This is a genomic window from Pseudonocardia sp. P1 (genome assembly GCF_000178675.2).
Classification (GTDB): Bacteria; Actinomycetota; Actinomycetes; order Mycobacteriales; family Pseudonocardiaceae; genus Pseudonocardia.
Map to the genome: position 1 here is coordinate 5,457,895 of NZ_ADUJ02000001.1, position 20,626 is coordinate 5,478,520.

Annotated in this window: 19 protein-coding genes; 16 read left to right on the forward strand and 3 right to left on the reverse strand. The window is 74.1% G+C overall.

Annotated features, from left to right (window positions below; translation table 11 throughout):
• The first annotated feature begins 3 nt into the window (after positions 1-3).
• The 10 genes from PP1_RS25335 to dapA all read left to right on the forward strand — a co-directional run bounded on the left by PP1_RS25335 (position 4) and on the right by dapA (position 8,805).
• Positions 4-519 carry a hypothetical protein gene (locus tag PP1_RS25335; RefSeq protein ID WP_075315175.1) on the forward strand — a complete coding sequence of 172 codons (516 nt, stop codon included), beginning with the start codon at positions 4-6 and terminating at the stop codon, positions 517-519.
• Between the two features lie 140 nt (positions 520-659).
• Positions 660-3,296: a valine--tRNA ligase gene (locus PP1_RS25340; protein WP_010232583.1), complete on the forward strand. Its 2,637-nt coding sequence runs from the start codon at positions 660-662 to the stop codon at positions 3,294-3,296.
• A 251-nt stretch (positions 3,297-3,547) separates the two neighbouring features.
• Positions 3,548-4,969: a bifunctional folylpolyglutamate synthase/dihydrofolate synthase gene (locus tag PP1_RS25345; RefSeq protein WP_443217608.1), complete on the forward strand. Its 1,422-nt coding sequence runs from the start codon at positions 3,548-3,550 to the stop codon at positions 4,967-4,969.
• Positions 4,966-5,385: a DUF4233 domain-containing protein gene (locus PP1_RS25350; RefSeq protein ID WP_010232585.1), complete on the forward strand. Its 420-nt coding sequence runs from the start codon at positions 4,966-4,968 to the stop codon at positions 5,383-5,385. The genes PP1_RS25345 and PP1_RS25350 overlap by 4 nt, the downstream gene beginning before the upstream one ends.
• Positions 5,386-5,428: 43 nt before the next feature.
• Positions 5,429-5,629 carry a ribbon-helix-helix protein, CopG family gene (locus PP1_RS25355; RefSeq protein WP_083697369.1) on the forward strand — a complete coding sequence of 67 codons (201 nt, stop codon included), beginning with the start codon at positions 5,429-5,431 and terminating at the stop codon, positions 5,627-5,629.
• 7 nt (positions 5,630-5,636) lie between these two features.
• Positions 5,637-6,026, forward strand: coding sequence for a type II toxin-antitoxin system death-on-curing family toxin (locus PP1_RS25360; protein ID WP_010232590.1), 390 nt, complete (start codon positions 5,637-5,639; stop codon positions 6,024-6,026).
• 47 nt (positions 6,027-6,073) lie between these two features.
• On the forward strand, positions 6,074-6,484 hold the full coding sequence (ndk, locus tag PP1_RS25365; RefSeq protein ID WP_010232591.1) for a nucleoside-diphosphate kinase: 411 nt from the start codon (positions 6,074-6,076) through the stop codon (positions 6,482-6,484).
• Positions 6,481-7,002: a GNAT family N-acetyltransferase gene (locus PP1_RS25370; protein ID WP_010232592.1), complete on the forward strand. Its 522-nt coding sequence runs from the start codon at positions 6,481-6,483 to the stop codon at positions 7,000-7,002. Before ndk ends, PP1_RS25370 begins: the two co-directional genes overlap by 4 nt.
• 68 nt (positions 7,003-7,070) lie before the next feature.
• Positions 7,071-7,847 carry a hypothetical protein gene (locus PP1_RS25375; protein ID WP_010232593.1) on the forward strand — a complete coding sequence of 259 codons (777 nt, stop codon included), beginning with the start codon at positions 7,071-7,073 and terminating at the stop codon, positions 7,845-7,847.
• Between the two features lie 79 nt (positions 7,848-7,926).
• Positions 7,927-8,805 (forward strand): 4-hydroxy-tetrahydrodipicolinate synthase, encoded by an 879-nt coding sequence (gene dapA, locus PP1_RS25380; RefSeq protein WP_010232594.1) that lies wholly within the window; start codon positions 7,927-7,929, stop codon positions 8,803-8,805.
• 14 nt (positions 8,806-8,819) lie between these two features.
• Here dapA and PP1_RS25385 read toward each other — a convergent pair whose 3' ends face one another.
• A complete protein-coding gene (locus PP1_RS25385; RefSeq protein ID WP_010232595.1) occupies positions 8,820-9,431 on the reverse strand; it encodes a TetR/AcrR family transcriptional regulator in 612 nt (203 codons plus the stop codon).
• A gap of 83 nt (positions 9,432-9,514) precedes the next feature.
• Between PP1_RS25385 and PP1_RS25390 the strand changes: the two genes are divergently transcribed.
• The 3 genes from PP1_RS25390 (at position 9,515) to PP1_RS25400 (ending at position 15,450) form a co-directional block, all read left to right on the forward strand.
• Positions 9,515-11,113: an AMP-binding protein gene (locus tag PP1_RS25390; protein ID WP_010232596.1), complete on the forward strand. Its 1,599-nt coding sequence runs from the start codon at positions 9,515-9,517 to the stop codon at positions 11,111-11,113.
• Entirely contained in the window at positions 11,110-14,304 is a 3,195-nt protein-coding gene (locus PP1_RS25395) for an acetyl-CoA carboxylase family protein (protein ID WP_283161935.1), read from the forward strand. The genes PP1_RS25390 and PP1_RS25395 overlap by 4 nt, the downstream gene beginning before the upstream one ends.
• 75 nt (positions 14,305-14,379) lie before the next feature.
• The gene (locus tag PP1_RS25400) at positions 14,380-15,450 is read left to right on the forward strand and encodes a glycerophosphodiester phosphodiesterase family protein (protein WP_249266027.1); all 1,071 of its coding nucleotides are present in this window, start codon (positions 14,380-14,382) and stop codon (positions 15,448-15,450) included.
• Between the two features lie 853 nt (positions 15,451-16,303).
• On the opposite strand, the gene PP1_RS25405 is transcribed toward PP1_RS25400, so the two are convergent.
• On the reverse strand, positions 16,304-17,233 hold the full coding sequence (locus PP1_RS25405) for a MerR family transcriptional regulator (protein ID WP_010231657.1): 930 nt from the start codon (positions 17,231-17,233) through the stop codon (positions 16,304-16,306).
• Between the two features lie 88 nt (positions 17,234-17,321).
• Here PP1_RS25405 and PP1_RS25410 point away from each other — a divergent pair, with 88 nt between their 5' ends.
• The 3 genes from PP1_RS25410 to PP1_RS25420 all read left to right on the forward strand — a co-directional run bounded on the left by PP1_RS25410 (position 17,322) and on the right by PP1_RS25420 (position 20,141).
• Complete coding sequence (locus tag PP1_RS25410) at positions 17,322-18,380, forward strand: ferredoxin reductase (RefSeq protein ID WP_010231659.1); 1,059 nt, start codon at positions 17,322-17,324, stop codon at positions 18,378-18,380.
• Between the two features lie 208 nt (positions 18,381-18,588).
• Complete coding sequence (locus PP1_RS25415) at positions 18,589-19,653, forward strand: fatty acid desaturase family protein (RefSeq protein ID WP_029239612.1); 1,065 nt, start codon at positions 18,589-18,591, stop codon at positions 19,651-19,653.
• A 62-nt stretch (positions 19,654-19,715) separates the two neighbouring features.
• Positions 19,716-20,141: a hypothetical protein gene (locus PP1_RS25420; protein ID WP_010231665.1), complete on the forward strand. Its 426-nt coding sequence runs from the start codon at positions 19,716-19,718 to the stop codon at positions 20,139-20,141.
• Between the two features lie 10 nt (positions 20,142-20,151).
• Here the strand turns inward: PP1_RS25420 and PP1_RS25425 are convergent, their stop codons facing one another.
• On the reverse strand, positions 20,152-20,532 hold the full coding sequence (locus PP1_RS25425; protein WP_010231668.1) for a nuclear transport factor 2 family protein: 381 nt from the start codon (positions 20,530-20,532) through the stop codon (positions 20,152-20,154).
• Between the last annotated feature and the right edge of the window lie 94 nt (positions 20,533-20,626).

The window sequence follows — 20,626 nt, forward strand, 5'->3', positions numbered from 1 at the left end:
GTCGTGGGCGGGAGCGGGGGTCCGGAGGTCGGCAGTGTGCTCGGGCGGCAGGTCGACGGCGTCACCTGCGGGCCGTCGGTGCTGGTGATGACGGCCGCGCTCACCGGTTCCGGATGGCCGGGCCCGGCGGCGGAGCGGTTCGGCGCCGCGCAGCGGGCTGCCCACCGCCAGGCGAACCGGTTCTGGCCGCGCGCGCTCGGGACGACGCCCTGGGGGATGCGGGCGTGGCTGCACCGGCACGCGCCCGCCGCGGGCCGGTTCCGGGTCCGGCCCGCCACGGCGCGCGAGCTCGCCGCGGTCGCGTCCGCGCGTCGGCCGGTCCCGCTCCTGGTCGGGACGCGCCGGCTGCCCCGGCACTGGGTGCTGGTCCTGGGCGCCCGCGCCGACGGCACCTGGCGGGTCTACGAGCCGGGCTCCGGCACGGTCCGGGCGTTCCACCCGGCGGCCTTCGCCGACGGCACCGCCGCCCGGACCCTGGGCATGCCCCGCCCCTGGTGCGTGCTGCGCCCCGTCCCGTGAGCCGGTCGATCAGCACGTCGTGGCCCCGGCGACGGCCGGAACGTGCTGACCGGTCCGGGCCGGCGGTGCGGCGCGGTGCGGCGGGGGTGGCGGCGGCGGGGGTCCGGAGAGCTGTCGGTGCCGACTCGTAGACTTGACATGTGACCGAGACCCTGGGAGCGCGTACCGCCGACCTGCCCGCCAAGTGGAACCCGGGCGAGGTAGAGGGCGACATGTACCGCCGCTGGGTCGACCGCGGGTACTTCGAGGCCGACCCGGCGTCCGGCAGGCCGGCGTTCAGCATCGTGATCCCGCCGCCGAACGTCACCGGCAGCCTGCACCTGGGCCACGCGATGGACCACACCCTGATCGACGTCCTGACCCGGCGCCGCCGGATGCAGGGCTACGACGCGCTGTGGCTGCCCGGCATGGACCACGCCGGCATCGCGACCCAGTCGGTCGTCGAGCGGCGGATGGCCGCGGCCGGCGAGCCCGACCGGCACACGATCGGCCGCGAGCGGTTCGTCGAGAAGGTCTGGGAGTGGAAGGCCGAGTCCGGCGGCTCGATCCTTGGGCAGATGGAGCGCCTCGGCGACGGCGTCGACTGGTCCCGCGAGCGCTTCACCCTCGACGAGGGGCTGTCCCGCGCCGTCGCCACCGTCTTCAAGCGGATGTTCGACGACGGGCTGATCTACCGGGCCGAGCGCCTGGTCAACTGGTCCCCGGCGCTGCGCTCGGCGATCTCCGACATCGAGGTCGACCACATCGAGACCGAGGGCGAGCTCGTCTCCATGCGCTACGGCGACGGCGACGCCTCGGTCGTCGTCGCGACCACCCGGGTCGAGACGATGCTGGGGGACACCGCCGTCGCGGTCCACCCCGACGACGAGCGCTACGCCGCGCTGGTCGGCACCGAGATCGAGATGCCGATCACCGGCCGGCGGATCCCGGTCATCGCCGACACCTACGTCGACCCGGAGTTCGGCTCCGGCGCCGTCAAGATCACCCCAGCACACGACCCGAACGACTTCGAGGTCGGGAAGCGGCACGACCTGCCGATGCCGACGATCATGGACGAGACCGGCACGATCGCCGGGTCCGGCACCCGGTTCGACGGGATGGACCGGTTCGCCGCGCGCGAGGCGATCCGCGAGGAGCTGCGCGCCGAGGGCCGGATCGTCGCCGAGAAGCGGCCCTACGTGCACTCGGTCGGGCACTGCTCGCGGACCCAGGTCCCGATCGAGCCGCGCCTGAGCCTGCAGTGGTTCGTCAGCACCGGGCCCCTCGCCAGGGCGGCGGGCGACGCGGTCCGCGAGGGCCGCACCGTGCTGCACCCGAAGGAGCAGGAGAAGCGCTTCTTCGACTGGGTCGACAACATGCACGACTGGACGATCAGCCGTCAGCTGTGGTGGGGGCACCGGATCCCGGTCTGGTACGGCCCCGCCGGCGAGGTCGTCTGCGTCGGGCCGGACGAGGAGCCGCCGACCGGCGAGGGCTGGCGGCAGGACTCCGACGTCCTCGACACCTGGTTCTCCTCCGGGCTGTGGCCGTTCTCCACGCTCGGCTGGCCCGACGAGACGCCGGACCTCGAGCACTACTACCCGAACTCGGTGCTGGTCACCGGCTACGACATCCTCTTCTTCTGGGTCGTCCGGATGATGATGTTCGGGACCTACGCGATGGGGGAGACCCCGTTCCGCGACGTCTACCTGCACGGGCTCATCCGCGACGAGCACGGCAAGAAGATGTCGAAGTCCAAGGGCAACGTCATCGACCCGCTGGACCTGATGGAGGACTACGGCGCCGACGCGCTGCGGTTCACCATCGCCCGCGGCTCCAACCCGGGCACCGACATGTCGCTGTCGCCGGAGTGGGTCGCCGCGTCCCGGAACTTCACCACGAAGCTCTGGAACATCACCCGGTTCGCGCTCTCGAAGGGCGCCGACCCGCACCTGCCGCTGCCCGCCGAGGCGGACCGCACCGACGCCGACCGCTGGATCCTGGGCCGGCTCGCCGAGGTCCGCGGCCAGACCGACGAGCTGCTCGACGGCTACCAGTTCGCGAAGGCGACCGAGGGCCTCTACCACTTCGCGTGGGACGAGCTGGCCGACTGGTACGTCGAGCTGTGCAAGACCCAGCTCGACGACCCGGCCACCGCGCCCGGCACCCGTGCGCTGCTCGGGCACGTCCTCGACGCGCTGCTGCGGATGCTGCACCCGATCGCGCCGTTCGTCACCGAGGCGTTGTGGACCGCGCTGACCGGTCGCGAGACCGTCGTGACGGCCGCCTGGCCGACCGCGGCCGACACCGGCGCGCCCGTCGACGCCGCCGCGGCCGCCCGGGTCACCGACGCGCAGAAGGTGATCACCGAGGTCCGCCGGTTCCGCACCGAGCAGGGCCTGCCGGACCGCAAGTCCGTCGCGGCCCGCCTGGCCGGGCTCACCGACGCGGGCCTGGCCGGCCACGAGACCGCCCTGCGGTTCCTCAACCGGCTCGACGCGGCGGGCGACGACTTCGCCGCCACCGCCACCTTCGAGGTCACGACCTCCGGGGGGCCGGTCACCGTCGAGCTGGACACCTCGGGGGCGATCGACGTCGCGGCCGAGCGCGCCCGGCTCGGCAAGGACCTGGCCGCCGCCGAGAAGGAACGCGACCAGGCGGACAAGAAGCTGAACAACCCGAAGTTCACCGAGAAGGCACCGGCCGACGTCGTCGACGGCATCCGCTCCCGGCACGCCGCCGCGCTGGCGGACATCGAGCGGATCACCGCGCGGCTGGCCGCGCTGCCGGAGGCCTGAGGCACGTGGCACCACGCGACGATCGACACGGCTACGACCAGTTCGACGAGGAGGACTCGCCGACCTACGGCGGGGACCGCTGGGCCGAGGGCGGGTTCGGCGACGACGAGGAGCCGGAGGCCGGCACCGAGCGGTCCGAGGACTCCGAGCGGTCCGAGCAGTCCGAGGAGGACGGCTCCGACGAGGACCGCTCGGACACCGCGGCCGCCGACGAGGCGGCGGAGACCCCCGAGAAGGACGCCCAGGAGGCCGTGATCGCGGCCGTGCTCGACGAGATCCGCGGTGGCGACACCCCGGACGTCGTGCCGGCCCAGTCGACGGTCACCGGGTACGCCGAGTTCCTCGCGGTCGACGCCGCGCTGGACCGCCGCTGGCCCGAGTCGGTCATGGAACCGTCGCTGGAGCGGATGCAGACGCTGTGCGACGCGCTCGGCGAACCGCAGCGCGGCTACCCGGTCGTGCACCTGACCGGGACCAACGGCAAGACGTCGACCTCCCGGATGATCGACGCCCTGCTCACCGAGGTGGGCCTGCGCACCGGCCGCTACACCAGCCCGCACCTGCAGCGGGCCACCGAGCGGATCAACCTGGACAACCGCCCCGTCACCCCGGAGCACTACGTCGCGACCTACCGGGAGGTCGAGCCCGTCGTCGAGCTGGTCGACGCGAAGCGGGGCGACGCCCCGGCGCTGTCGAAGTTCGAGGTGCTCACCGCGATGGCCTTCGCGTCGTTCTCCGACGCCCCGGTCGAGGCCGCGGTGATCGAGGTCGGGCTCGGCGGCCGGTGGGACGCGACCAACGTCGCCGACGCCGACGTCGCCGTCATCCTGCCGATCGGCGTCGACCACGCCGAGTACCTCGGGAACGACGTCCTCGACATCGCCCGCGAGAAGGCCGGGATCATCAAGGAGGGCTCGGTCGCCGTCCTCGCCGCGCAGGACAAGAAGGTGGCCGAGGTCCTCATCGAGCGCTGCGCCGAGGTCGGCGCGCAGGTCGCCCGGGAGGGCGCCGAGTTCGGCGTCCGGGAGCGGGAGCTCGCGGTCGGCGGGCAGCGCCTCGAGCTGCAGGGGCTGTCCGGCCGCTACGACGAGATCTTCCTGCCGCTGCACGGCGAGCACCAGGCGTCGAACGCGGCGGTGGCACTGGCCGCCGCCGAGGCGCTGGTCGGGGCCGGCACCGCGCAGCCCCTCGACCCGGAGGCCGTCCGGGCCGCGTTCGCGTCCGTCCGCTCGCCCGGCCGGCTGGAGCCGGTGCAGGGCGGGCCGGACACCCCCACGGTGCTGCTCGACGCCGCGCACAACCCGGCCGGGGCGACGGCGCTCGCCACGGCGCTGACCGGCGAGTTCCGGTTCACCCGCCTGGTCGGCGTGCTCGCGGTGCTCCAGGGCAAGGACGCGCGCGGGATCCTCGAGGGCCTCGAACCGGTGCTGCACGAGGTCGTGGTGACCACCAACTCCTCGCCCCGGGCGATGGACGCCGACGAGCTGGGCGCGCTCGCCGCCGAGGTCTTCGGCTCCGACCGGGTCAGCGTCGAGCCGTCGCTGCAGGCCGCCGTCGAGCAGGCGGGGGAGATCGCCGAGGAGGCCGGCGGGTCCGGCGTCGGCGTGGTCGTGACCGGGTCGGTGGTGACGGCCGGCGAGGTCCGGTCGCTGTTCGGCAGGGAGCCGGAGTGAGCGGGACGGACCGGATCGACGGGGTCCCGGAGGGCGTCCGCCCGCCGCCGACCGACCCGATGAAGGGCGCCCGCGGCGTGTTCGCCGCGACGCTGATCCTCGAGGCGATCGTGGTGCTGCTCGCGCTGCTGGTGCTGCCACGCTTCGGCAGCGGCTCCACCGCACTCGGCGCCGGGGTGATCACCGCCCTGGCCGTGGCGATGATCCTGCTGTCCGGGCTGCAGCGGCGTTCCTGGGGCCTGGGCGCGACGCTCGCGCTGCAGGTGCTCCTCATCGTCGCGTCGTTCGTGTTCGTGCCCTCGCTGGCGATCGTCGCGTTCGCGTTCGTGGTGGTCTTCGCGATCCTGCTGTGGATGCGGCGCGAGGTCGCGCGGCGGATGGCGGCGGGGACGCTGCCGTCGCAGCAGGAGGAATGAGAGGCATCGCGGTATCACCGCAGGTATCATCGCTGCCGTGGCGATGACCCTGCGGCTCACCGAGTCCGAGACCGAAGCCCTGCGCGCCCGCGCCGAGACCGAGGGGCGGTCGATGCAGGAGGTCGCCCGGGCCGCGGTCAGGGAGTACGTCGACCGGCACGACCACGACGCCGAGGTCGACCGCGCCGCCGCCTGGGTCACGGAGAACTTCAGGGACACTCTCGACCGGCTCGGCCGGACCTGACGACCCGGTGACCCGGTACCTGAGCCTGTCCGATCTTCTGCGTTTCGCCGCGACCGCGCTCGGCGAGGAGCCCGTCGTCCGCGACTTCGGCCTGCTGGAGTCCGCCCTGGCCCGGCCCGCCACGACCCTGTTCGGCCAGGACGCCTACCCGACCGTCCACCTCAAGGCCGCAGCACTGTTGCAGAGCCTCTGCGGCAACGACGCGCTGGTCGACGGGAACAAGCGGCTCGCGTGGGCGGCGACCGCCGTGTTCCTCGTGCTGAACGGGCACCCGCCGCGGATCGACCAGGACGCCGCGTTCGATCTCGTCGTCGCGGTCTCGGAGGGGACCCTGCGCGATCTCGAGCAGATCGCCGCGGCGCTGGCCGATCTCACGACGGTCCCTGGTGACGGGTGACGGTGGCCCGTGCGGGCTCGTCACACACCGTCGCTACCCTGGCCCGCGTGACTGAACGCACTCTCGTCCTGGTCAAGCCCGACGGCGTCGCGCGCAAGCTCGTCGGCGAGGTCGTCTCGCGGATCGAGCGCAAGGGCCTCGACCTCGTCGCCCTCGACCTGCGCACCGTCGACCGTGAGCTGGCCACCCAGCACTACGCCGAGCACGACGGCAAGCCCTTCTTCGAGGAGCTGATCTCCTTCATCACCTCCGGCCCGGTCCTGGCCGCGGTCGTCGAGGGCCCGCGGGCCATCGCCGCCTGGCGTCAGGTCGCCGGCGGGACCGACCCGGTGGAGAAGGCCACCCCCGGCAGCATCCGCGGGGACCTCGCCCTGGAGACGGGGTCCAACCTGGTCCACGGCTCGGACTCCCCGGAGTCGGCCGACCGCGAGATCAAGCTCTGGTTCCCGAACCTGTGAGTGTCGACGCCCCGGCCGTCCACCGGGTCGTCGATCCACCCCCCGGCGCCGCCGCCGCACTCGGCGATCTCTGGATCGCCGTGACCGAGGCCGGCGGCGCCGTCGACTTCGTGCCCGGCTGGGACCCCGGTGAGATCCGTGACCTCGCCGCGGCGACGATCGACGGCGTCCGCTCCGGCGACGCCTGGATGATCGTCGCCGGGGACGGGGCCGAGCCCGACGGCACCGTCTTCCTGGCCCGCGGGGGCGGTATCGCGGCGCACCGCGCCGACGTCCAGCGCCTGATGGTCCGCCCGGACCTGCAGGGCCGTGGGGTCGGGACGGCGCTCCTCGCCGCCGCCGTCGCGCACGGCCGGGAGATGGGCGTCGAGATGCTCACGCTCGGGGCGCGCGGCGGGACGCCGCTGCCGGCGTTCTACGCCGCCCGCGGGTTCGCCGAGTACGGAAGGCTCCCCGCCGGGGTGCGGCTCGCGCCCGGCGACGCGCGCGACGTGCACCTGTTCGTGTACCCCCTCTGACCGGCCGATCGATCAGGTCGCCCGTCGGCCGGATGGCAGGGACGGGCGTTGCGCGCCACCATGAGCGGATGACGGTGCTCACCCCGCGCCCGACCACCGCGGATCTCGTCCGGAGCGTGGTCGTGGCGGTCCTGGCGATCCTGCAGGTGCTGGTCTCCACGCTGGGCGGATCCGGGGTCGGGGAGGTGGCCCGGTCCTACGACACGCCGCTGCTCGCGGCCGGGTGGGCGTTCTCGATCTGGGGCCTGATCTACCTGGGGTTCGTCGTCTACGCGGCCTACGCGCTGCTGCCCGCGCAGCGCGGGCGCGGGATCCACCGCCGGGTCGGCTGGTGGCTCGCGGCCTCGGCGGCGCTGAACCCGCTGTGGATCCTGGCGTTCTCGAACCGCTGGGTCGTCACCGCCGAGGTGGTGCTGATCGGGCTGGTCGCCGTCCTCGCGGTCGCGTACTCGCGGCTGGCGCGCGACGCCGCCGACGGCTGGGTCGAGCGGCTGGCGTTCCGGCTGCCTGTCGCCCTCTACCTGGGCTGGTCGTCGGCGGCGCTGGTGCTCGGCCTGATGGCCGCCGGTGTCGCGGTCGGCCTGCCCGCCGACGGCGCGCTGCCCCAGACCGCGGCGATCCTGCTGCTGGTGATGCTGACCGCCGCCGTGCTGTCGGTGATCGGGTCGACCGCGGGTTTCGCGGGCTTCGCCGCGGCCGTCGTCTGGGCGCTTGCCGGGGTGGCCGCGAACGACCGTCCGATCGCGGTCACCGCCGTCGCCGTCGTCGCCGCGGTGCTGGTCGCGGTGCAGGCCGGACGCCGGATCGGCCGGTCGGTCCAGCCGGCCCGGCTCGCGCTGGGCTGAGTGCCACGAACCCGGTGGCGTCGTCGGGGTCGCTTGCTACCGTCGTGCCGGCACAGCAGCGGTACCAGGGAGGACCGGAATGATCACCGGGAGCATCGTCGCGATCGTGACCCCGATGCACGACGACGGCGAGGTCGACCACAAGGCCCTCGGCGAGCTCGTCGAGCGCCAGATCGACGCGGGCACCTCCGCGATCGTCTCGGTCGGCACCACCGGTGAGTCGTCGACGCTGTCGGTCCTCGAGCACACCGAGGTCATGCGCCGCACCATCGAGGTCGCGAACGGGCGGGTCCCCGTCATCGCCGGCACCGGTGCCAACTCCACCGACGAGGCCGTGCACCTCACCCGGGCCGCCCGCGCCGCCGGTGCCGACGGCGCCCTGCTGGTCACGCCGTACTACAACAAGCCCCCGCAGGAGGGGCTGTACCAGCACTTCAAGCGGATCGCGGAGACCGTCGCCATCCCGCAGTACCTCTACAACGTGCCGGGGCGCACCGCCTGCGACCTGCTTCCGACGACGGTCGCGCGGCTGGCCGAGATCCCGAACATCGTCGGGCTCAAGGAGGCCAAGGGCGATCTCGACCGCGTCCGCGAGCTGGTCGCCCTCGGCCTCGACGACTTCGCGCTCTACTCCGGCGACGACGGCACCGCCCGCGCGTCGATGCTCGCCGGGTTCCACGGCGACATCTCGGTCACGGCCAACGTCGCCCCCGAGCCGATGGCCCGGATGTGCAAGGCCGCCGTCGCCGGCGACGCCGAGACCGCCGCCGCGCTGGACGCCGACCTCGCGGGCCTGCACGCCGCCCTGTTCTCGGAGCCGAACCCGATCCCGGTGAAGTGGGCGCTGGCCGAGCTGGGCCTCATGCCCGGCGGGATCCGGCTGCCGCTGGTGCCGCTCGACGAGTGGCACCACGAGGACGTCCGCGCCGCGCTGCGCGCCGCCGAGCTGCTCGCCTGACCCGCGGCCCCGGCTCAGTCCGGGGGATCGGCGATGCCGGCCAGGCACAGGTACATGTCCGAGACCTCGCCGGCGAGCGCGTCGAGCCTGTCCGGCTCCGCAGCGGCCAGACGTGCGAACCGGGCGATCAGGCCGGTGATCGCCACCGAGATCCGGTCCGGGGGCACCACGGGCCGGGCGACGCCGTCGTCGGCGAGCCGTTCGAGGAAGCGGGTGTTGCGGCGCTCCGCGCGGGCGAACACCTCGTCGTGCACCTCGCGCAGCGCCGGGTCGGCGAGCGCCTGGTGGGCGAGGATCGTCAGCAGCCCGTCGTGACGGGTGTAGGCGCGCAGGTAGCCGGCGACGATCTCGCGGACCATCGTCGCCGGTGACCCGCTCGGCGTGCGCTCCTGGAGGCGCAGGAACTCCGCCCGGACGCGGTCGACCAGCGCCCGGAACACGGCGTCCTTCGAGTCGAAGTAGGAGTACACCGTCGGCCGGGTCACCCCCGCCGCCGACGCCAGCGCCGCGACCGTCGTCGCCTCGTACCCGAGCCGCCGGAACACGCCCTCGGCGGTGTCGAGCAGCAGGGCGCGCCGGTCCTCCGCCGGGACGGCCCGGCCACCGAGCCCCGCGGCCTGCGACATGGGGCCACTCTCGCACGCGGCCGGCTCACTTGACACCCATGTAAAGTCAGCGTCGTCCACGCCGCCCGACGAGGGGTGCCGATGTGAGCCTTCCGCCGATCGCCGAGCGCACGCTGCGCGCCGCCTACGACCGTGCCCTCGCGGAGTCCCCGGACGCCGTCGCGCAGGTGGGGCCGGACGGCCGGTACACCGTCGCCGGGAGCCACGAGCGCTCGCTGCGCGTCGCGGCCGGGCTCTCGGCACTCGGCGCGGCCCGGCAGGACACCGTGGCGCTGCTGCTGGACAACTCGCTCGACGCCGTCCACACCTGGTCGGGGGCCGGACTCGGCGGGTTCGTCGAGGTCCCGGTCAACACCGCGTACACGGGCTCGTTCCTCACCCACGTCCTCGAGGACTCGGCCGCCGGGATCCTGGTCTGCGAGGACACCCACGTCGAACGGGTCGCCCGGGTCGCCGGCGACCTGACGGCGCTGCGGACGCTCGTCGTCCGGGGTGACCCCGCGGCCGCGGACGGCCTGCGGGACCGGTTCCGCGTCGTCGGCTTCGACGAGCTGCTCGCCCACGGGCCTGCCACACCCGTCACGCTCGATCCCGGCGAGCTCATGGCGCTGATGTACACCTCGGGCACCACCGGAAGGTCCAAGGGCGTCCGGATCCCGCACGCGCACGCCTACACGTACGCCTCCCGCGAGGACCAGGCGCGCCCGGTCCCGGGCGACCGGATCCTCGTCACGCTGCCGCTGTTCCACCTCGCGGGGCAGTGGTTCGGCGTCTACCAGGCCCTGATCCACCGGGCGCTGTGCGTGATCGAGCCCGGTTTCTCGGTCAGCCGGTTCTGGCCGACGGTCCGCGAGCACGGCATCACGGTCACCGTGATGCTCGGTGCGATGGCCGAGCTGCTCCAGCAGGCGCAGCGTCGCCCCGACGACGCGGACAACCCCCTGGAGCTGGCCGTCATGGCGCCGCTGGCCAGCGACGTCGACGGGTTCCGTGCGCGGTTCGGGATCGACCTCGCTGCCGTCTACGGCATGAGCGAGATCGGCTGTGTCCTCAACGGGCCCCCGGAGACCGTGGTCGGCGGCGAGTGCGGCTTCCCGCGGCCCGGCTACGAGCTCCGCCTCGTCGACTCCGCGGGTCACGACGTGCCGTCCGGGTCCGTCGGAGAGCTGTGGGTCCGGCCCGAGGAGCCGCTGACCGTGATGCAGGGCTACCACGGCCTGCCGGAGAAGACCGCCGAGACGCTCGTCGACGGCTGGGTGCACACCGGCGACGCCTTCCGGGCCGACTCCGAGGGCCGGTTCTTCTTCGCCGACCGGATGAAGGACGCGCTGCGCAGGCGTGGCGAGAACATCTCCAGCTTCGAGGTGGAGCGCGTGATCAACGAGCATCCCGACGTGTACGAGAGCGCCGTCGTCGCGGTGCCCTCCGAGCTGACCGAGGACGAGATCAAGGCCGTCGTCGTTCCGCGGGAGGGCCGCACCGTCGATCCCGTCGAGCTGACCCGGTTCCTGATCGAGCGGCTGCCGTACTTCATGGTGCCCCGCTACGTCGCGTTCGCCGACGAGCTGCCCAAGACCCCGACCCAGAAGGTGCACAAGCACGTGCTGCGCGAGTCCGGCGCCGGGACCGGCGTGTGGGACCGCGAGGCCGCCGGGATCGTCGTGCGGAGGCCGGGCCGGTGAGCGGGACGCTGCTGGTCGCGAACCGGGCCGAGATCGCCGTCCGGATCATGGACACGGCGTCGGCGCTCGGGATCGGGACGGTCGCCGTGCACCCCGCCGACGACGCCGCGTGCCTGCACGTCGTGCGCGCGGACCGGGCCGTCGAGCTCCCCGGCACCGGGGCCGCGGCCTACCTGGACGTCGACCGGATCGTGCGCGCGGCCGTCGACACCGGAGCCGACGCCCTGCACCCCGGCTACGGGTTCCTGTCCGAGAACCCGGCGCTCGCCCGGGCCTGTGCCGCCCACGGCGTCACCTTCGTCGGCCCGGCGCCGGAGGCGCTGGAGCTGTTCGGGGACAAGGCTTCCGCGCGCGAGCGGGCCGCCGCGCTGGGCGTCCCGGTGCTGGAGGCGGTCGCCCCCGACGACGGCGCGGCGCTGCTGTCCCGGCTCGGCCCCGGCGGCGCGGTCATGGTCAAGGCCCGCTCCGGCGGTGGCGGACGCGGGATGCGGCCGGTCACCGACGCCGCCCACCTCGACGACGCCGTCCGCCGGTGCGCCTCCGAGGCCAGGACCTCGTTCGGCGACGGCGAGGTGCTCGTCGAGCGGCTCCTCCCGCGCGCCCGGCACGTCGAGGTCCAGCTCCTCGGGGACGGGACCGACGTCGTCGTCCTCGGCGACCGGGACTGCTCGGCCCAGCGGCACCGGCAGAAGCTGGTCGAGATCGGCCCCGCGCCGGCCCTGCCCGGCGACGTCCGGGCCCGTCTGCACGACGCCGCGCTGCGCCTGCTCGCCGGGTACTCCGGCCTCGCGACCGCGGAGTTCCTGGTCGCGGGTGCCGAGATCGCGTTCCTGGAGGTCAACCCGCGGATCCAGGTCGAGCACACGGTCACCGAGGAGACGACCGGACTGGACCTGGTCGAGCTCGGCCTGCGGGTCGCCCGCGGCGCGCGGCTCGCCGACCTCGGGCTCACCGCGCCACCCGTCCCGCGCGGTACCGCGGTGCAGGCCCGGGTGAACGCCGAGGCCGTCGGACCGGACGGGTCCCGTGCCCCGGCGGCCGGGACGCTGACCCGGTTCCAGCCGCCCGCCGGGCGCGGGATCCGCGTCGACACCCACGGCTACGCCGGCTACCCGGTCGGGCCCCGGTACGACCCGTTGCTGGCCAAGGTCGTCACCCGCGGCGCGGACGCCGCCACGGCCGCCGCCGCGGCCCGGCGGGCGCTGGCCGGGTTCGACGTGGCCGGGGTCGAGGTGAACATCGGGCTGCTGCAGGCGCTGCTGGCGCTGCCGGAACTGGTCGACGGGACGCTGGACACGTCCTATGTGGACCGGAACGTCGGCGGCCTGGCGGGCGCGGAGCGCGAGTCGGTGCTGCCCCCGGCCGGGCCGGCTGACCCGTCGGGGACCGGGGCAGGCCCGGTCGCGTCCGCCGGACGGACCGCGGTGCCGGAGGACCGGACCGCCGTCCGTGCGGCGCGGCCGGGCGTCGTCGTCGCGCTCCCCGCGGGTGTCGGGGACGTGGTCGGTGCCCGCGGCGAGGTCGTCGTCCTCGAGGCGATGAAGATGGAGCACCCGGTCACCGCGGGCACGCCGGGCCGGGTCGAGTCGCTCGCCGTCGCCGTCGGTGACGCCGTCGAGGCGGGTGACCTGCTCGCCGTCCTCGCCGACGCCGAGGCGGCCGAGGACGCCGAGTGCGCCGGGGCGGACGACCCGGACCGGATCCGGCCCGATCTCGCCGAGGTGCGGGACCGTCGGCGCACCGGGCTCGACGAGGGCAGGGCCGCCGCCGTCGCCCGGCGCCGTGACGCCGGGCGGCGCACCGCCCGGGAGAACATCGCGGACCTCCTCGACCCGGACAGCTTCGTCGAGTACGGCGCGCTCACCCTCGCGGCGCAGCGCGCCCGGCGCAGCGTCGACGAGCTCGTCGCGAAGACCCCGGCGGACGGCCTGGTCACCGGGACCGGGACGGTCGGCGGGCGACCGGTCGCCGTGATGTCCTACGACTACACCGTCCTGGCCGGCACCCAGGGCGTGCACAACCACCACAAGACGGACCGGCTCTTCCGGCTGGCCGGGCGCGAGCACCTGCCGGTCGTCGTGTTCGCCGAGGGCGGCGGCGGGCGCCCGGGGGACACCGACACCTCGGCGGTCGCCCAGCTCGACGTCCCGACGTTCCGGCTGTTCGCCCGGCTCCGCGGGCGGGTGCCGACGGTCGCCGTCGTCGCCGGGTACTGCTTCGCGGGCAACGCCGCGCTCGCCGGCGCCTGCGACCTGATCGTCGCGACCGAGGGGAGCAGCCTCGGGATGGGCGGGCCCGCAATGATCTCCGGTGGTGGGCTCGGCGTCGTCGCCCCGTCCGACGTCGGGCCGATGCCGATGCAGTGGGCCAACGGCGTCGTCGACCTGCTCGTGCCGGACGAGGCCGCCGCGGTCGCCGAGGCCCGCCGCTACCTGCTGCACGTCGGCGGCGACCCGGTCCCCGGCGAGCACGCCGACCAGCGGGCGCTGCGCCACGCGGTCCCGGAGAACCGGGTCCGGGCCTACGACGTCCGGCGCGTCCTCGACGTCCTGTTCGACACCGGCAGTGTCGTGGAGCTGCGCGGCGGGTTCGGGGCCGGGATCGTCACGGCGTTCGCCCGGCTCGACGGCCTCGCCGTCGGCGTCCTCGCGAACGACCCGGAGCATCTCGGTGGGGCGATCGACGGCGACGCCGCCGACAAGGCCACCGCGTTCCTGCAGCTCTGCGAGGCCCGCGGGCTGCCCGTGGTGTCGTTGTGCGACACCCCCGGGTTCATGGTCGGTCCGGACGCCGAGCGGACGGCGACCGTGCGCCGGTTCGGCGCGATGTTCGTCGCCGGGGCGCAGCTCACGGTGCCGCTGGTGGCGGTCGTGCTGCGCAAGGGCTACGGACTCGGGGCGATGGCGATGGCCGGCGGCGACCTGCACGCCCCCGTGCTCACCGTGGCCTGGCCGACCGGCGAGTTCGGCGGGATGGGCCTGGAGGGGGCGGTCCGTCTCGGCTACCGCGACGAGCTGGCCGCGATCGACGACGCCGACGCCCGGCAGGTCCGCTACGACGAGCTGGTCGCGGGCTACTACGAGCGCGGCAAGGCGCTGAGCGTCGCGACGGTCTTCGAGATCGACGACGTGATCGACCCGGCCGACACCCGCACCCTGCTGACCCGGGCCCTGGGGAACCGGGGGCGCTGAGCTCGTCGACCGGCCGCCATGCCCTCGTCATCTGCGGGCAGGTCACCCGACAGCGGCGATTCCTAGGGTCGCGCCGTGCGACTCCGACGCCCCCTGCCCGTGCCCCTGCTCGTCGTGCTCGCGGCCGCGGCACTGCTCGCGACGACGGCTGCGGCCCCCGCCCCGCCGGACGACGACCGGGTGGTCGACCTGCAGGCGCACCGCGGCGGATCGGTGCTGTCGGTGGAGAGCTCGCTGCAGTCGTTCGGCACGGCCCTCGATCTGGGGGTGCACACCCTGGAGCTGGACGTCCAGATCACGGCCGACGGGCACGCCGTCGTCACCCACGACCGCCGGACCAGCGACGAGGTCTGCACGGACACAGCGCCGGTGGCCCCGGGCGACCCGCAGTTCCCGTACGTCGGGAAGTACGTGAAGGACCTGACCCTCGACCGGATCCGGACCATGGACTGCGGCTCGGTGCGCCGGCCCGCGTACCCCGCGCAGACCCTGTCGCCGGGCGCCCGGATGCTCGAGCTGCACGAGGTGTTCGCTCTCGCGCGGGACCGCGGGGCCGACGACGTCCGGTTCAACGTCGAGACCAAGGTCGAGGCCGCGGCCCCGGCGGAGACCGCGCCGCGGGAGCAGTTCGTGCAGGTCGTCGCGGACGAGGTGCGCCGCGCCGGAGTCGTGGAACGCACGTCGGTCCAGAGCTTCGACCTCGCCGCGCTGGACCGGATGCGGGAGGTCGCTCCCGAGCTGGACCGGGTCCTGCTGATGAACGAGAGCTTCCTGGAGCTCGGGCAGCCGGGCCGGTCGCCGTGGCTGAACGGCCTCGACGCCGACGACCTCGGTGCCGATCCGGCCACCGCCCTGGTCGCCGCGGCACGCACGGTCGACGCGTCGGCGGTCTCCCCGGTGCACGGCACGCCGCAGTCGGCGGGGACCACCGCGCCCGGCTACACGCCCTTCACCACGGCCGCGACGGTACGGGCCGCGCACGACGCCGGGCTCGCGGTGATCCCGTGGACGGTGAACGACGTCCCCACGATGGACGCGCTGCTCGACCTCGGGGTCGACGGGATCATCACCGACGCCCCGGACCGGGCGCGCTGGGTGTTCGAGCGCCGCGGGCTGCCCCTCCCGTCCCCGCGCCCGGCAGGCTGACGGCACGACCTCGCCCGGCCGCCGCGCACACCGGACCGCGTCGTGCGAACGGAGCCTGTGGGTTCGCTGGGTTCGCACGAGGTCGTGTCGTTCGCACGGGGTCCGATCCCGTGCGAGGCGCGCAATCCCGTGCGAACCCTCGGGACCTGGACCTCGTCGTGGGTTGCGGGGGGGAGCGAGGGGGCGAGGGGAGTACCGGAGCCGGGCAGGGTGCCGAGGGACTCCGGGGCGCGCTCGCCGGGCGGTGGTCGGCGGGTCCGGTGAGGAGGTTCTGCGGAATCGCTTCCTCAGGCAGCGATCTCAGCGCAGGTACGTGCCCCGTGTGTGGGAGCACTGGTCCGTGCCCCGTGCCCCGTGCCCCGTGCCCCGTGCCCCGTGCCCCGTGCCCCGTGCCCCGTGCCCCGTGCCCCGTGCCCCGTGCCCCGTGCCCCGTGCCCCGTGCCCCGTGCCCTGTGCTCCGTGGCCCGTGGCCCGTGGCCCGTGGCGTGGCTCGTGGCCGGTGGCTGTGGCCGGTGGCTCCGTGGCCCCGTGGCTGCAGGGCTGACGGTGGGTCGGATCCCGGTCCTGCGGCGACCCGGTCCGGCCGAGGACCGGGCGGCCGGCGAGAATCGCGGACACGGAGCCCTGCACGCCCCGCAGCGGGCCGGGCCGGCGAGCGCCTCGACCCGGAACGCGTTCGCACGGGTTCGCCTCGCTCGCACGGGGTCCGATCGCGTGCGAGGAACCCGATTGCGTGCGAGGAACCCGATCTCCTGCGGATCGGGCACGGACCCGACCGGGATGCGCGACACTCCGGCCGAACCCGGCCGGTGCCGATGATGAGTGGGCGCAGGGCCCGTGCGGGTCGGGCGTCCTAGGAGGTCGTGGCGGGATCCTCGGTGCCCGAGGACTCCTCGGTGCCCGAGGACTCCGCGGAGTCCGAGGGATCCGCGGAGTCCGCCGGGTCCGCGGTGCTGTCCGTGGGGCCGGTGCCGTCGGAGGAGTCGGTGCCGTCGGTGGACTCCGCCGCGGCGGTCGGGCCCGCGCTGGTGGTACGGACGTTGCGGACGATGTCCCGGCCGAAGGTGACGTCGACGCGCTCGGCGACGGCCAGCTCCAGGACCGCGATCATGACCTCGCCGGAGATCCGGCGCATCCGCTCGATCGTCTCGTAGACGCGCGGCCACTGGTCGTCGGGACGGCCGGAGGCGTCGAACGGCTGCCAGATCTCGCCGAGGAAGAGATCGACGTAGAGCTTGGCGACGGCGTCGGCGTGCTTGCGGAGCTGCTCGACGACGTCGAGGGAGCGGGTGATCGGGATGCCGAGGCCGGTCAGCTCGGCCGCGGCGTTCATCAGCCGCGGGCTGATCTCCTCGTAGGTGTCGTCGCCCAGCTCGCGCAGCAGGCCCATCTTCACGCCGCGCTTGGCCACGCCGACGTCGGTCGTCTCGTACCGCTCGGCCAGCTCGCCGAGGTGCACGATCTGCCGGTCCTCGGGTGCGAACAGCTCGCGCACGGTCCGGATGAACTGCACGACCTGCTCGGTGGAGCCGCCGGTGGTGTCGAGCAGCTTCTTGATGGTGTCGAGCTTGACGCCCTCGTCCTGCAGGTCCTGGATCAGTTCCAGGCGTGCCGAGTGACCGGGCCCGTAGTACCCGGTCCGGGCCCTGACCTGCGGCGGGGGCAACAGCCCCCGTGCCTGGTACGCGCGGATGTTGCGCACGGTGACACCGCTGGCGCGGGCCAGCTCGTCGATCGTGCGCCATCCCTCGAGGTCGGAGCCGTCGTCGGTACCGTCGACCATGACACGAACGCTATCAGGCGCTCATGTGACACAGTGAACCCTCGGACTCCACTTGCTATGTGACATCAAGTTGTGCAGAGTTGATGTCATGTTCCGATCCGCCGTCGCGGCGCCGACACTGCCCCGGCGCCTGCTGTCCGCCGCGGGAGCGCTGACCACGCCGCTGCTGCCCGAGGACTTCCTGACCCTGTTCGACCCGCTGTGGTCGACCTCGACCCTGCGCGGCCGGGTCGTCGCCCGTCGCCGGGAGACCGGACGCGCCGTCTCGGTCACCATCGAGCCGGGCCGCGGCTGGGCCGGGCACCGGGCCGGGCAGTACGTCGGCGTCGGGATCGACGTCGACGGCGTCCGGTACCGGCGGAGCTACTCGCTGACCTCGCCCGAGGACGCGGACCACCTGACGATCACCGTCCAGGAGGTCCCGGACGGCGTCGTCTCCACCCGGCTCGTCCGCGACCTGCCGATCGGCACGATCGTCGAGCTGGAGCAGGCGACCGGCGACTTCACCCTGCCCGCCGAGGCGTCCGGCCCGCTGCTGTTCGTCACCGCGGGCAGCGGCATCACCCCGGTGATGGGCATGCTCCGCAGCCTCGACCGGGCGGGGGACATGCCCGACGTCGTCCTCGTGCACAGCGCGCGGAGCCCGGAGGACACGATCTTCGGCGCCGAGCTGGCCGCCCTCGCCGCGCGGCACCCGTCGTTGCGGGTGGTGCTGCGGCACAGCGGCGTCACCGGCCGGCTCGACCCGGGGACCGTCGACGCCGCCGTCCCCGACCGGGCCGCGCGCACCGTCTACGCGTGCGGGCCCGCCGGTCTGCTCGACGCGGTCGAGGAGGCCTGGGACGGCGTCCGCGCCGAGCGCTTCACCCCGCCCGCCCGAGCGGCCGAGGGCACCGGCGGCACCGTCGACCTCGGTGGCGCCGACGTCGAGGTGGAGCCCGGCCAGAGCCTGCTGGAGGCCGGCGAGGCGGCCGGGAGGCTCATGCCGAGCGGTTGCCGGATGGGCATCTGCTTCGGCTGCGTGCTCCCGCTGCGCGAGGGCCGGGTCCGGGACCTGCGAACCGGCGAGGCGCACGGCGAGCCCGGTGACCTCGTCCAGACCTGCATCAACTCCGCGTGCGGCCCGGCCCGGATCGATCTTCCCTGAGCCGGCCACGCACCCGACCACGCACCCGGCCGACATCCGAATCCCGGGGCCGTACGGCCCCGTCCGACCCGAGGAGGTCCGCGTGACCGCAGTCGCCGACAACCCCGCCGTCAGCACCGTGACCGAACCCGGCCCCGAGGAGACCAGCCGGCTGCAGCAGCCGCAGCGCCCGCTGCTCGAGCTCGTCCCGTCGTCCCGCCGTGAGGACGTGCAGGCCACGACCGACCTGACCGCCGAGCAGATCGAGGAGCTCGGCCGACGGCTCGACGCCATCCGCGACCGGGTGCTCGCCGAGCGCGGCGCGTCGGACGCCGAGTACATCCGCGGCGTCATCCGCAAGCAGCGGGCCCTGGAGATCGGCGGCCGCGCGCTGCTGTTCGCGGGCGTCCTGCCGCCGGCCTGGATCGCCGGCACCGCCATGCTCTCGATCGCCAAGATCCTCGAGAACATGGAGATCGGGCACAACGTCATGCACGGCCAGTGGGACTGGATGCGTGACCCCAAGATCCACTCGTCGACCTGGGAGTGGGACAACGTCTCGTCCTCGGCGGAGTGGAAGCACTCGCACAACTACATGCACCACACCTACACCAACGTCGTCGGCAAGGACCGCGACGTGGGCTACGGGATCCTGCGCCTGTCCGAGGAGCAGAAGTGGAACCCGTACTACCTCGGCAACCCGCTCTACAACGCGTTGCTGAGCCTGTTCTTCGAGTACGGCGTCGCGCTGCACGACCTCGAGGTCGAGAAGCTCGTCGCCGGGCAGAAGCCCTGGTCGCGGGTGTGGCAGCAGATCAAGTCGATCGGGCGCAAGACCGGGCGGCAGGTCCTCAAGGACTACGTCGCGTTCCCGGCGCTGGCCGGCCCGTTCTTCCTGCCGGTGCTCGCCGGGAACGTCACCGCGAACCTCGTGCGCAACGTCTGGTCGCACGCGGTGATCTTCTGCGGGCACTTCCCGACCGGGGCGGTCCAGTTCTCCGAGGAGCAGCTGGAGGACGAGAGCCGCGGCGAGTGGTACGTCCGCCAGCTGCTCGGCTCCGCCAACCTCGACGGCGGCCGGTACTTCCACCTGATGACCGGTCAGCTGAGCTTCCAGATCGAGCACCACCTGTTCCCGGACCTGCCCAGCAACCGCTACGCGGAGGTCGCGCCCGAGGTCCGCGCGCTCTGCGAGGAGTACGGGCTGGAGTACACCTCCGGGCCGCTGTGGACGCAGTACCTGCAGGTCCTGCGCACGATCAATCGACTGGCCCTCCCGAACGGCAAGCGCTGATATGTTCCCTCCGACCGGTACGTCCGATTCGACGGGCGGCCGGTCGGGGGGAAGGAGCCGGCATGCGGCATCTGCAGGGTGTGGTGATCGGGCTGGTCGGCACGGTGCTGGCGCTGGCCGTCGCCGGGCGCGGGATGGGGACCGCGTTCGAGGCCTCGATGCGCATGCAGCTGGACGCGGTCCCCGCGGGCGCGGCGCTCCTGCTGCTCGGCGGGGTGCTGCTGGGCGGGGTCGCGCTCGCCGTGCGGGTCTCGCCCGCCGCGCCCCTGACCGGGGCCGTGCTGCTGATCCTGCTCTCGGCGTACTCCTGGTTCGACCCGCAGGCGCTGTTCGGTCTCGGCCGCGGGCTCGGCTACCTGCTCGGCCTGCAGTACGGCGCGCTCCTCGCCGGGATGCTCGCGGTGGTGGCGTTCCTGCGGCCGCGACGCACCCGCCCGGCCGGACCGGCGATCCCGGCCCCGGGATCGTCCGGCCCGGTCGTGCACTGACCGGTCCGGCTCAGGCCGCGGGGACGGCGTCGAGGAAGCCGTGCACCGCGGCGATGCGGCCGTCCCCGGCGACCACGACGACGTCGAACCCGATCACCGGCGGTTCCGCGCCGGCCGCCCACACCTCGGGCGGCGCGGCGGCCCAGCGGAACCGGGCCCGGTCGTGGTGGGCGTCGACGTCGCCGTAGCGGCGGAACTCGCAGCCCGCCAGCTTCTGCCGGGCCGCGTCCAGGAAGCCGGCGACGCCGTCGTGCCCGGCCACGTCGGCGAGCGGGTCGGTGTAGGTGCAGTCCGCGGTGAACAGTTCGGCGACCAGGCCCGTGCGGGTGGCCGGGTCGGATTCGTTGAAGGCGCCGACGTAGCGCTCGGCGAGGGCGGTGAAATCGGTCATCGCTGCGGTCCTCCGGATCTCGGTGTCGCTGACGGGACCGAGCGTGCGCCGCCGCGGCGGGCGGCGCGATGACCCGTGAGGTAACGCCGTCCCG

Bases quoted from the DNA above. Each gene is read 5' to 3' on its own strand.
- PP1_RS25385 (WP_010232595.1), bottom strand. From the start codon at position 9,431: ATGTCGCAGGCCGCGGGGCTCGGTGGCCGGGCCGTCCCGGCGGAGGAC.
- PP1_RS25425 (WP_010231668.1), bottom strand. From the start codon at position 20,532: ATGACCGATTTCACCGCCCTCGCCGAGCGCTACGTCGGCGCCTTCAAC.
- PP1_RS25410 (WP_010231659.1), top strand. From the start codon at position 17,322: ATGTTCCGATCCGCCGTCGCGGCGCCGACACTGCCCCGGCGCCTGCTG.
- PP1_RS25355 (WP_083697369.1), top strand. From the start codon at position 5,429: ATGACCCTGCGGCTCACCGAGTCCGAGACCGAAGCCCTGCGCGCCCGC.
- dapA (WP_010232594.1), top strand. From the start codon at position 7,927: ATGATCACCGGGAGCATCGTCGCGATCGTGACCCCGATGCACGACGAC.
- PP1_RS25375 (WP_010232593.1), top strand. From the start codon at position 7,071: ATGACGGTGCTCACCCCGCGCCCGACCACCGCGGATCTCGTCCGGAGC.
- PP1_RS25420 (WP_010231665.1), top strand. From the start codon at position 19,716: ATGCGGCATCTGCAGGGTGTGGTGATCGGGCTGGTCGGCACGGTGCTG.
- PP1_RS25405 (WP_010231657.1), bottom strand. From the start codon at position 17,233: ATGGTCGACGGTACCGACGACGGCTCCGACCTCGAGGGATGGCGCACG.